Genomic DNA, 12056 nt, shown 5'->3' with positions numbered 1-12056 from the left:
CCGTCGAGGCGATCGATAAACAGGCAGGCGGCCAACAGGTCGGCAGCACCGCCTGGGGAGGCATTCAGTGCCAGCAGTTGGTTGTCCAGTTCGTGCAACTGGCGGCGACCAGCCAGGGTTGCGCTGCCACCCGCATCCAACACGGCCTGGGCGCCGCGTTGCATGGCGCGGATACCTTCCGGGCCTGCACGGTAGAGCACGCAGGTGTCGGCCAGCTCGGTCATGATCGCGAGCAAGGCATCCAGGCGAGCGTTCTGCTCACCCGCGTTTTGCCGGCGGCTTTGGTGCAGTTGCGGTAGGCCGCGTTGCATGACCGAAGGGAAGCCAAGCTGGGCTTCTTCACGGGCACCCCGTGCGCCGTAGCGTTGGGCGACTTGTGCGCCGTGGCTCATGGTTTGCGGCGCGTGGCGGTCGTTGAGCAGGGCCAGTTTGGCGGCGTTCAGCGTGATGGTGCGGGGCTCCAGGGCTGCCGCTGCGGTGAGCAAACCCAGCGCCCAGATGGCGCCACGATGGGTATTCACGCCGTGGGTGGTCGCGAGCATCGCTTGCTCACCTTCGCGGCCGATTCGCCCAAGGGCTTCGCGCAAGGGCAAGCCGATTTCACCGAACTCAATCGCCGCTTCGGCCATGGACTTGAACATCGGCCACAACGACAACGCCGAGGCGTGCATCAAACCCAGGTGCAAATCGTTGTGGGCACCATTGCCGCGACGGTCCACCAAGGCGGGCTTGGGCGACAGGTCGGCTTCATCGATCAGCGCATCGACGGCCATGTCCGCCAGGCGATCGGCAAGGCTCAGTTCATGCAGTTTGAGGGCGCGCATTTACCAACTCCTGAACTTGGCAGGCGGGTTGTACAGGCCACCGGACCAGTCCACTAGATCGGCTACGCTCTTGGCGGCCAACAACTCGCGGGTGGCATCGGTGCGGCGAATCCCTAAGTCTTCGGGCAAGGCAATCAAGCCTTCGCGGCGCATGCGCGCAGTGTCCTTGGGGTTGTGGCGCAGGCCGATGGCCGTGACACCTGCGACGGCGGCGATCATCGCCTGGCGCTCTTCCAGGGAGCGCGCCTTGTACAGGTAGGCGATGCCTTCTTCGGTGAGCAGGTGTGTGACGTCGTCGCCGTAGATCATGATCGGTGCCAGGGGCATCCCGCTTTTGCGCGCCACTTCCACCGCATCCAGGGTCTCGACAAACGTGGGTTTACCGCCCTCCTGGAAGGTCTCGACCATTTGCACCACGAGTTTTTTGCCGCGCTCCAACAAGGCTTCTGGCGCATCGTCATGACGCATATCCAGCCACGCTGGGGTGCCGTGACGACGGCCACGCGGGTCGTGGCCCATGTTCGGCGCGCCACCAAAACCAGCGAGACGACCACGGGTCACGGTGGAGGAATGCCCATCGCCGTCCACTTGCAGGGTGGCACCGATAAACAGGTCTACCGCGTATTGGCCAGCCAGTTGGCAGAACATCCGATTGGAGCGCATCGAACCGTCGCGGCCGGTGAAGAACACATCCGGGCGTGCGGCGATGTAGTTCTCCATGCCCAGCTCGGTGCCGAAACAATGCACGCTTTCCACCCAACCGCTTTCAATCGCAGGAATCAGGGTTGGATGAGGGTTAAGGGTCCAGTTGCGGCAAATCTTACCCTTCAGGCCCAGGGATTCGCCGTAGGTGGGCAGGATCAGCTCAATGGCGGCAGTGTTGAAGCCGATACCGTGGTTGAGCGACTGCACATTGTGTTTTTCGTAAATGCCACGAATCGCCATCATCGCCATCAGCACGTGTACCGGCTTGATATGGCGAGGGTCGCGGGTGAACAGAGGCTCGATGTAGAACGGCTTGTCGGCCACCACTACGAAATCCACCCAACTGGCGGGAATGTCGACGCGGGGCAAATCGGTGACATCGTCCACCAACTGGTTGACCTGCACGATGACGATGCCATCGCTGAACGCAGCGGGCTCGATCAGCGCCGGGGTGTCTTCGGTACTCGCGCCGGTGTAGATATTACCGGCGCGGTCGGCCATGAAACCGGCGGAAAGCACCACGTTGGGGATCAAGTCCACCACCAGCCGCGCATAGAGTTCGATGTAGGTGTGGATCGCGCCGATTTCCAGCAGGCCGTCTTCGAGCAACTGGCTGATGCGCAGGGACTGGGTGCCAGCGAAGGAAAAATCCAGCTTGCGGGCGATGCCCTTTTCGAACAGGTCCAGGTGCTCGGAACGGCCGACACTGGGCATGATCATGTGTAAATCGTGGAGCTTGGCGGGGTCGGCCTTGGCCAGGGAGCGGGAGAGGAAGTCAGCCTGTTTTTGGTTGTTGCCTTCCAGCACCACGCGGTCACCGGGCAGGATCAAGGCTTCCAGGGCCTCGACGATCCTGTCACTGGGCAACACCGCCCCGTCTGCAAACTGTTTGACTCGCCCGAGGCGCCGCTGCTTCTCGTCGCGCCGCCGCGTCCAGCGCGAGTCGGGGGTGGCTATTGTTGTCATGGTCGCTCCACGGGAGTTGCTGTCGTGGGCTGTACCTTAGGAGTGAATGAGGGAAACCATCAATCAAGCTCAGCGGCAGATCGTTACGGTTGGAGTAACAGTACATCAACAAATACTGAACTCGAGCCTAATGCACCTCAAAAGGTGGGAGCTGGCTTGCCTGCGATAGCGGTGGGTCAGCTGTAGAGAGGTCGACTGCTAATCCGCCATCGCAGGCAAGCCAGCTCCTACGGTTGACCGGTGATTCACTCCCACCCATGACCACCCAGCATTTCTTCAACATTGCTCATTAATGCCTTCGCACCTTCCATCAATTGACCTAGCAACGCCTCATCTTCATCCATGTATCCTTCATATTCCGCGAGGTTCCGACGCTCATGACACAACGCCAACAACCTCACCTGTACCTTGCTCGCACCGATGGTGTGGATCAGGCATTGAAAGACCAGGTAGCGTTTGTCAGAGCGATAACCTTGCAAGCGCAGAGCCGTAAGGGCAATAGCATGAACGGCGTTGTAAGCCAGGTCGAAACGACTGGCGAACGATAAATGAGGATTACCAGCGTCCTTTAAGCGGTCACGGGCTGAGCGCAGTAGCCCATTACACTCCTTGGGATCCGGAGGCTCAGCCTTCAAACCACCGCTACGTTGCAGATTCTCCAGGTTTGCCTTGTTGTCCATCCGTGGGTTCCAGAGGGTTGCCCCCCATCAGATTGATCTTGTCCTGCTGCACGACCCGCTGCACAAAACTGTTCCTGGCATTCCATTTGCCAATCCAGTCTTCAGGGGTGTAAAGCGTCGGATTGATGGTGCGGCCCAGTTGCTCTTCCAGCGGCATGAGCTGCTCCATGACTTCACTGTAGTTGAGGCTTTCGCCGATCAACATGAGATCTATGTCACTGGATGAGTGCGCCTCGCCCTTGGCGATGGAGCCATAGATAAAGGCCCAGGTTATCCGTTTGGCAAACGGTGCCAATGCATTGCGCAATGGCTCATCCAGGCTCAAGGTCTTGCGCACAATGGCCAACAACTCCGAGTAGATCGGACATTGGGCGTTGGCTTGGTAATGGGTCTGGTTGCCTTGACGCGTCATGCTCAGGATGCCCGCCAACTGCAAACGCTCCAGCTCACGAGTGAGGCTCCCCTTACCCACCTGGGCCCACCGGGCGATTTCATTGGTGAAGAAACTTTGGTCGGGCTTGCCGAATAGTAGGCCCAGCACTTTTTGCTGGGTGACGGTGAAGAGCGCAGTGCTGAGCGGCAACGTTTGCATGGCAGCGGCCAAAGAGTCCCAAAAAGGGAACGATAGGTCCCTTTATGGGAACGATCAAGCTTTAAGAAAAATCCGAGGGCCAGCCGGCCTACAACTTAATGTCTATGCTCACAGCCCCCAAACCTTCAAGCGGGTAGCTGCGGTACTCATAAACCGCCCCACGAACAGTGAGGTGAATGAAACCATCTTGCCGGGTGACTTGAACATCGGGCTCTTTGGTTTTCAGAAAGGGATGCGCCGACAGCAATGTCGTGAGTATTTCCTGATCATTACCCAGATCCTTATGGACGTAGTAGTTGTAGGAAAAGCCCACCGTCGCGCCCCCCTGATTATTCCGCGCGCCATAGATAGAGGTGCCGTTATCCAAGGAATACCTGAGCACGACTTCATCCAATTCCGGTGTACCGGGGCTCATCAACCAACCAACGCCCAAGTACCCGAGACACACCACCAGCAGCCCGTTGAGCAAGCCCTGGATCGGCCACTTAATACCCTTGCGCTCTGGCATATTCGATACCCTCCTTGATCCAATGCTGGTCACTATGATCGTCGCCATAAGGCGCATCTCCCCACCAGTCTCCGAAATCCGCCCTGGAGGTCCCCGCTACCTTTTGCGCAGCACCGGCCGCTCTCAACAGCACGTTTTCCGGAATCCCCAGCACAGTGCCGGTAACGCCATAGTTGAAGTTGCCGAACGCCTCGTACTCGCGACTTTTTTGTTTGTAATCCCAAGGGCCACGCCCTCGGACCTGTGAGTAAAACCACGAATAGGTGAACGCGGAACCAGGCTTTAAATGCATCCTGCGATTGTTGGCCAAGGCAATATTGTCTTGCAGCGAAACGCCTGGGGGGATCGGTGGAACTGCCATTTGCGAATCCTTGCTGATGGGTTTGAGCGTCAAAAGCTAGCACTCAAAAATCAGCAAAAACGCCGAGCCCGTACTTACAGAAATTTCAGACGCTCATTCGATCCGAGCCTTACATTTACGGGGTCAGGACAAGGCTGTTTGTAGAATCCATGAGCTACCGACAATCAGAGCTGAATGTTCTGACAGGCTTTTCAGGTTGTTGCTCGGAACCGGTATCCCTAGCCTTTTCGCTCCGAATCGCCACGGGCATACAGCATGAATCTGACCGCCAAACCCGATGCAAGGCCATTGCAGAGCGTGATGTATCACATCACAATCGCGCCATGATCATCAGCTGGAAACATAAGGGACTCAGGGCCTTCTATGAGACCGGTGCAACCAGAGGCATCAACGCCAATCATGCAAAGCGTTTGCGCCGCGTTCTGTTCATTCTGGACAAAGCCGAGCACCCAGATGCACTGAACCTGCCCGGCTGGCGCTTCCATCGTTTGAAGGGCGATTTGATCGACTACTGGTCCGTCAGCATAAGTGGTAACTGGCGCATCATTTTCCGGATGTTCGACGACCAGGTCGAACTGGTCGATTATCTTGACTACCACTGAGTAGAGGTATTGATATGGGTATGCACAACCCACCTCACCCAGGTGAGGTTCTGCTTGAGGACGTGGTCCCTGCCTTGGGCATCACCATCACCGAAATGGCCCGACGTCTCGGCTTCGCTCGCGAAACCTTTTCAAGGATCTTGCATGGCCACGCCCCGGTCAGTCCAGATCTCGCCGTCAGGCTTGAGCGTGCCGGCGTGAGTACCGCGCAACTATGGCTGTCGATGCAAAGCGCCTACGACTTGTGGCAAGCCGAGCATCGTGAACAGCCGGCGATTGAGCCGTTTGCGCGGATAGATTGAGGTCTGGAGGCGAGCACAGTTCAGTGTGGGAGCTGGCTTGCCTGCGATGGCGGTCCGTCAGTTAATACATGCGTAGCTGACCCACCGTTATCGCAGGCAAGCCAGCTCCCACATTGGTTTCCACAAGGTTTCAGGCCAGGCCGGACTCTACCAATAAGGCCTCAAGCCCCATCAAGTCCGGCACCTTCGCCACATGCTCCCCCACCTGCACCGCCGCCAGCTCCAGCGGGCACAACGGCACGTCGACATAACTCAACTGGTTATCGAGTTTGTACGAACGCGGAATCCCCTGGATCACCATTGCAATGAACTTCAACGTTGGTCGCCCGCCCAGCGTATTCAGCACCACGATCCGCGAGCGCTCGCCCGCCATGGTCGCCTCGCCACAGACGGCTTCAAAGCTGATCAACGGCAACTGCCGATCTCGCCACGTCACTTGCCGCAAATACCACGGCGGAGCATCACTGGCCGGTTCGCCGCGCTGGTAGTCGATCAACTCGGCGATGGCGACGTTGGGCAACACCAGATGGCGGTCGGCCAAGGGCAGCAGCAGGCCGGTGACTTGGCTGGCACGGTGGTCAAGCATGGGATTTGCTCCAATAGGCGATGCTTTCCAGCAGCACCGACTCTTGATACGGCTTGCCAAGATAGTCGTTGACGCCAATGGCCATGGCACGGTCGCGGTGCTTCTGGCCGGTGCGCGAGGTGATCATGATGATTGGCAGGCGCATCAGGCGCGGGTCGTTGCGCACTTGAATCGCCACTTCGAAGCCGTCCATGCGCGGCATTTCGATGTCGAGCAGCATCAAGTCCGGGGTGTGCTCCTCGAGCACTGCAATGGCGTCGATGCCATCCTTCGCGGTGAGCACGTTCATGCCGTTGCGCTCCAACAGGCGGCTGGTGACTTTGCGTACGGTGACCGAATCGTCCACCACCAGCACCAGCAGCGGGCGCTTTTTCAGCGGATCGTTGAGGATCAGCGGCGCATCGACCACCTGGGCCGGCAAGACCGGTTGCCGGGCACGGATATGGGCAAGCAGGTCGATGATCAGCACCACGCGACCGTCACCCAGGATCGTCGCACCGGACAAGCCCTGCACCCCCGCAAACTGTGGTCCCAGGCCCTTGACCACGATTTCTCGCGTGCCGGCCATGGCGTCCACATGCACCGCCACGCGCCGTTCGTTGCATTGCACCAGCAGCACCGGCACGGGCTGATACTGGCCGAGCAGTTTCGGACGGCTGACGGTGTGCAGCAAATCGCCCAAGTAGAACAACTCGTAGCACTGCCCCGCGTATTCATAACGCGGCGGGTCCTGCTGATAGTGCCCGGCCAGTTCATGGGGCAATACACGCACCAGCCCTTCGATAGTGTTGAGCGGAATAGCGTATTGATCATCCGCACACTGCACCATCAGCGCCCGGTTGACCGACACGGTAAACGGCAGACGAATGCGAAAATGCACACCCGCGCCCGGTGTCGAGTCGATCACCATCGAGCCGCCCAGCTGGCGCACTTCTTCATGCACCACGTCCATGCCCACGCCACGCCCGGAAATCTGTGTGATCTTTTCGGCGGTGGAAAAGCCCGGCTGCAGGATGAACTGCAATACATCGCGGTCGCTGATCTCTTGATTGGGGTCGAGCAAGCCACGCTTGATCGCCTTGCGCCGCACCGCTTCCAACGGCACACCAGCGCCGTCGTCGCGCATGTCGAACACGATATCGCCGCCTTCATGAGTCAGGTCCAAGGTGATGCGACCCTTTTCCGGTTTGCCGGCCAGCAGCCGGGCTTCGCGGGACTCGAGGCCGTGGTCGACGGCGTTGCGCAGCATGTGCTCCAGCGGCGCCACCATGCGTTCCAGCACATTGCGGTCCATCTCGCCCTCGGCATTGCCGACCACGAATTCCACGTCCTTGCCCAACTCCTCCGCCACCTGCCGCACGATGCGCTTGAGGCGCGGCAGCATGCGTTCGAATGGCACCATGCGCGTGCGCATCAGGCCTTCCTGCAACTCGGTGTTGATGCGGGCCTGTTGTTGCAACAGGTTATGGGCGTCCTGGTTGCGGCGGTCGAGGGTGTCCTTGAGGTCCAACAGGTCGGAAGCCGACTCGGACAACGCCCGCGAGAGTTGCTGCAACTGCGAATGGCGGTCCATTTCCAATGGATCGAATTCTTCATAGCCCAAGCGCTCGGCTTCGGCCTGCTGGCGGCTGAGAATACGGCCCTGGGTTTCGGTGTCGAGGCGGCGCAGTTGATCGCGCATACGCTCAATCGTGGTTTCCACCTCGTGGAGGGCGACGCGTGCGTCGTTGACTTGCTGCTCGATGCGGCCCCGGAATATCGAGGTTTCGCCGGCCAGATTGACTAGGTCGTCCAGCAGGTCGGCGGAGATTTTCACCATGTCCGCCGCAGGATCGATAGCGGCTTCGGTCTTGCCGCCGGCCAGCGCGACGGGCACTAACGGCTCATCACTGGGGTGTACCAGGCTTTTGATGCGCCCGATGAGCTTGTCCACCGAGCCCACCGGCAGCCCGTCCGCCACTGCATCGACCATCTGCGCCAACCGGTCATGACAACCCTGCAGCAACGCGAACAATTCGGGGGATGGCGCCAGCTGGCCGGCGGATAACCCTTCGTAAAGAAATTCCAACTCGTGGGCCAAGTCGCCAATCGGTCCGATCTCGACCATGCGTGCGCCGCCCTTGAGGGTGTGCAGGTCGCGCAACAGGGTTTCCACTTCCTGGCGGTTATTCGGCTCAGCCTGCCAACGCACCAGCGCGCTGCTGGAGCTCTCGAGAATATCGGCAGCTTCTTCAAGGAAGATATCCAGCAACTCAGGGTCGGCGCCCTGGGCGGGCGGTGCCGCCGTGGCAGTGCCCGCAGCGCTGCCATGGCGCAATGCACGCACCTTGGCAACCAGCTCGGAACTGTCGCTCAAGGGCTGGTGATGGTGCAGTTCTTCGAGTTGCAAGGCCAGCCGTTCGTGGCAAGCCATCAATACTTGGGACAGTTCGGTGGAGTAGCTGTAGCGACGGTCGACCAACCCTTCATAAAGGCCTTCCAGCTCATGGGCCAGGTCGCCGATCGGCCCGATTTCGGCCATGCGCGCTCCGCCCTTGAGGGTGTGCAAATCTCGTTGCAAGGACGACAACGGCGCAGCACCGTCGGGCTCCAGCAGCCAACGCTTGAGGGACTGACCGGCGCTGTCGAGGATGTCGACGGCCTCCTCCAGGAAGATCTCGACAATCTCATCGTCCATGGCCGTGTCGTGACCCAGCGTGGCAGTCGCAGCGCCCAGTTCGGTGATGCTCAGGGCGCGGCTGCCGTCACTTTTGATCAGGCCGGTGGCAGAGGGGTCGAGGGCTTCATCCAACAGCTCGCGCAAGGCTTCGAGCCGCGCCGGTGCCGGGCTGATTTCCTGGCCGGCGGCCAGTTGGTCGAGCATGTTGATCAGCGCTTCATGAGCCTGCTCGGCCTCATGGAAAAACCGCTCGCTGACCGCCAGGCTGCTCTCTTCCACGGCGCCATACAGGTCGAGCAAGGCTTCGCAGAGTTCGTCGATGCTGTGCAAATCGGCAAGGTGTGCGCCCTCGCCCAGGGTAGTCAATTCATCCAGTAGCGCCGTCAGTTCCTGGCGCTCGCCAGGGTGCTGCTGCCAGCGACGCAGCAGGCTTTCGGCGTCGAGCAGAATATCCATGCCCTGAGCCAGAAAGTTGCTGATCAGTTGCGGGTCGCGCTTGATACGCAGGCCAGTATTGGGTGCCTCCAGCAATGCTTGCAGTTGCTGATCAAGCAAGCGTTGGGTACGGCTGATCAACGCTTGCGCGCCTTTTATCGGCGCCAGGGGATCGCTGTCCAAGTCGCGCAGCCCGTGCTGGAACAAGCCCTCGGCTTCCAACAGCAACTCCACTTCGTCCAAGTCCAGCGGCAGGCGATGGGCTTTGTATTCGCGGGTCAGGTGATCAAGGGGCCGGGCCAGTTCGGCGATAGGCAGCACACCCGCCATGTAGGCGCTGCCCTTGAGCGTATGCAGGGCGCGTTGCAGCTCATCACTGACTTGCAGCGGCACATGTTCGGCGGCCTGTTGCAGGAAATGGTTAAGGCTTTCCAAATGGCTTTGGGCTTCGTTGCGAAAGATCTCCAACAGCATCGGGTCATGGGGCTCGGCGGCAGTGGCTGCCGAGCCGTTGGCCAGGGCGTGGGCACGGGCGGCCAGGGCGTCGACTTCATCGCGTTGGTGTTGGGCGCCGGTCGCGAAGTCGGCGATCAATTCCGGCAGCCGGGCCACCGCCTCATCCAGCACCTGTTGCACCTCGGGGCCGAGGCTGACACTGCGCTCCAGCACGCGATTGAGCAGGTTTTCCACGGCCCAGGCCAGCTCGGCCAAGACCAGGGCGCGCACCATGCGACCGCTACCTTTGAGGGTGTGGAAGGCCCGGCGCATTTCGCCCTGGGCGGTTTTATCGGCGCTGTTGGGCAGGTAGCGATGCAGTACCTCAAGGACTTCGTCGGTTTCTTCGAGGAAGACTTCGCGCAGTTCATCGTCAATCGGCTCTTCATCGGCCGGCGGTGGCAGCAGGCTGCCTGGGCGATGCAGGGCCGGCGGGTTCAAGCGCGAGGTGGGGTTGGCCAGCGCATCAAACTGGGACTGGCTGGGAGTGATTTCGCTCGCCAGTGCACCCTCGGGCGCAACCAACGCCTGGCGCCAAGGCTTTTCGACGGGCAGGTAGCCGAGCGCGACCAGGCCTTGGGTCGCCAGCTCCAGCACCCGTTCACCGGCCGCGTCCGGGTCCGGGTCCTGGAGCATACGCTCCAGGTAGTACTCCAGGCTGCTGATCACCTCGGCAAAGTGCCCCAACTGCGCCTCGGAAGGTGGGCTGTCGTTGGCCATCAACTGTTCATCGACGTAATCCGAGCAACCCTGCATCAGGCTCGCCGCCCGTGGCAGAGGAATCATTGCCAGGGCGCCGCGTACCTGGCTCAGCAGTTCCGGCAGCGATTCCAGACGCTGACGATCCCAGTGGGCTTCGATGCAATCGATGACCAGCTCTTGGGCTTGCCGCAGGCATTGGCAGGACTCGCGAATCACTAGTTGGTGAATCTGTGTCAGGTCAGTGGTGGGCAGGCGGCTTTCTTCGCGGCTTTCCGGCTCCACGGTGCCGACCATGCCCGCCAGCGTGGCTTCGACGTACAACAAGGCGCCGGCGACATCCATCAGTACCGCATCGTTGGGTTCGCGTTGCCCTTGGACGAGGCTGAGCACCACGGCCAGTTGATCGATGATCACTTTGCGCGGCTGGCCAAAACCCAGCACCGCCAGGGTGTCGGCAATCTGCCGCAGCGGCGCCAGTAAGGCATCAAGGTCGCTGGTGTGCTGCCGGTCGCTGCGCACGAACAGATCCAGGCGCTCTTTGACCCGTACCAACTCTTCACACAAAGCGCCGAGCACCGAGCCCATGCCATCACGATCCGGCCCGGCCAGGCGCGCGCGTTCGGCATCGACCACGGCGCTGTCGGGCAAGGCTTCGTCCAGGCCGTAGCGCTCCTTGAGACTTTGCATGCGTGGCGTTGGCCGAGTGACCTTGGCCACGTAGAACAGCAGGCTCTTGAGCAATTCATCCGGCGCCGGCTGGTTGATCCCCCCGATCCCCTGGGCCAGCAGGCGCTTGAGTTGTTTGTCACTGGCCTTGAGCAGGCTGCGCAACGCCGGGCTGTTGGCGATCACGCCCGTGAGCATGCCTTCGACCAACGCCGAGGTGACCTGCCACAAGGGCAACAGCGGCGCGCCCTGGCACAGTGCTTCGAGGCGTGCGAAGACCCGCGCCATGTCCACCAGGTTACTGGGGCCATGATCTTCACGCAGCAAACCGGCCAAGGCTTGTTGCAGCAGTTGGTGCCACTGGCGCAATTGCTCATGAAGCTCAGGCGAAGTGCGTTGCGCCAGGACGTCATCGGTTAACGGCGCAATCGCCAGCAGTTGTGGGCTGAACAAGCTGGTTTCCGACAGCAGGCTTTCACCGCGCGCACTGCGCAGGTCGTTGAGCAGCGGCAGTACGACCAGGGGCAGATCACGACGGGCACTGTGGACACGGTCCAGATACAGCGGCAATTGGCCGAGGGCCTGCTGCAACAGGCGGATGCTTTCATCGCGCTGGCTGACGCGTCCGGCCTGGAACGCCAAGGCCAGTTCTTCGAGTTCTTCGGCAAGCAGCGCCGCGCCGTAGAACTCGACCATTTGCAGCGCGCCATGCACTTGGTGGATGCCGGCCAGGCACTCGTCGATCGCGTCGCTGTCGCCGGTTTCGACAAAGGTGTCCAGCGCCGAACGCGCCTGCTTCAGGGTTTCGGCAATGTCGCCCTTGACCCATTCGAGGGCCACGTAGTCGTGCCGATCAACCATAACTGCTCCGCTAAAAATTCATGAATTGCTGGTGTTATCAGAAACAATGGAGATCACCTGTGGGAGCGGGCTTGCTCGCGAATGCGGTGTATCAGTCACCCTATCAATTAGC

At 60.5% G+C, this 12056-nt stretch carries 10 protein-coding genes; 2 read left to right on the top strand and 8 right to left on the bottom strand.

Annotated elements, in window-relative coordinates; genetic code table 11:
* The 6 genes from ACRESD_RS20570 to ACRESD_RS20545 form a co-directional block, all read right to left on the bottom strand.
* Positions 1–824 (bottom strand): triphosphoribosyl-dephospho-CoA synthase (locus tag ACRESD_RS20570; protein ID WP_431752583.1); only part of this gene is annotated, 824 nt, incomplete at its 3' end.
* Positions 825–2495 carry a malonate decarboxylase subunit alpha gene (gene mdcA, locus ACRESD_RS20565; RefSeq protein ID WP_431752582.1) on the bottom strand — a complete coding sequence of 557 codons (1671 nt, stop codon included), beginning with the start codon at positions 2493–2495 and terminating at the stop codon, positions 825–827.
* 245 nt (positions 2496–2740) lie between these two features.
* The gene (locus tag ACRESD_RS20560; protein ID WP_431752581.1) at positions 2741–3175 is read right to left on the bottom strand and encodes a hypothetical protein; all 435 of its coding nucleotides are present in this window, start codon (positions 3173–3175) and stop codon (positions 2741–2743) included.
* Positions 3138–3767, bottom strand: a complete 630-nt coding sequence (locus ACRESD_RS20555) for a nucleotidyltransferase domain-containing protein (protein WP_431752580.1) — start codon at positions 3765–3767, stop codon at positions 3138–3140. The genes ACRESD_RS20560 and ACRESD_RS20555 overlap by 38 nt, the downstream gene beginning before the upstream one ends.
* An 88-nt stretch (positions 3768–3855) precedes the next feature.
* Positions 3856–4275: a hypothetical protein gene (locus ACRESD_RS20550; protein WP_431752579.1), complete on the bottom strand. Its 420-nt coding sequence runs from the start codon at positions 4273–4275 to the stop codon at positions 3856–3858.
* Complete coding sequence (locus ACRESD_RS20545; RefSeq protein WP_431752578.1) at positions 4253–4636, bottom strand: polymorphic toxin type 44 domain-containing protein; 384 nt, start codon at positions 4634–4636, stop codon at positions 4253–4255. The genes ACRESD_RS20550 and ACRESD_RS20545 overlap by 23 nt, the downstream gene beginning before the upstream one ends.
* 323 nt (positions 4637–4959) lie before the next feature.
* On the opposite strand from ACRESD_RS20545, the gene ACRESD_RS20540 reads away from it, so the two are divergent.
* Positions 4960–5238 (top strand): type II toxin-antitoxin system RelE/ParE family toxin, encoded by a 279-nt coding sequence (locus tag ACRESD_RS20540; protein ID WP_431752584.1) that lies wholly within the window; start codon positions 4960–4962, stop codon positions 5236–5238.
* Positions 5239–5252: 14 nt separating this feature from the next.
* The gene (locus ACRESD_RS20535; RefSeq protein WP_431752577.1) at positions 5253–5540 is read left to right on the top strand and encodes a HigA family addiction module antitoxin; all 288 of its coding nucleotides are present in this window, start codon (positions 5253–5255) and stop codon (positions 5538–5540) included.
* Between the two features lie 130 nt (positions 5541–5670).
* Here ACRESD_RS20535 and ACRESD_RS20530 read toward each other — a convergent pair whose 3' ends face one another.
* Positions 5671–6126 (bottom strand): chemotaxis protein CheW, encoded by a 456-nt coding sequence (locus ACRESD_RS20530; RefSeq protein WP_431752576.1) that lies wholly within the window; start codon positions 6124–6126, stop codon positions 5671–5673.
* Positions 6119–11944, bottom strand: coding sequence for an Hpt domain-containing protein (locus ACRESD_RS20525; RefSeq protein ID WP_431752575.1), 5826 nt, complete (start codon positions 11942–11944; stop codon positions 6119–6121). The genes ACRESD_RS20530 and ACRESD_RS20525 overlap by 8 nt, the downstream gene beginning before the upstream one ends.
* Positions 11945–12056: the final 112 nt, after the last annotated feature.

Origin of the sequence: Pseudomonas sp. (genome assembly GCF_050739995.1) — a bacterium.
Taxonomy (GTDB): domain Bacteria; phylum Pseudomonadota; class Gammaproteobacteria; order Pseudomonadales; family Pseudomonadaceae; genus Aquipseudomonas.
Note: the sequence above shows the minus strand (reverse complement) of the source record. Positions and strands in the feature narration are given on the sequence as shown.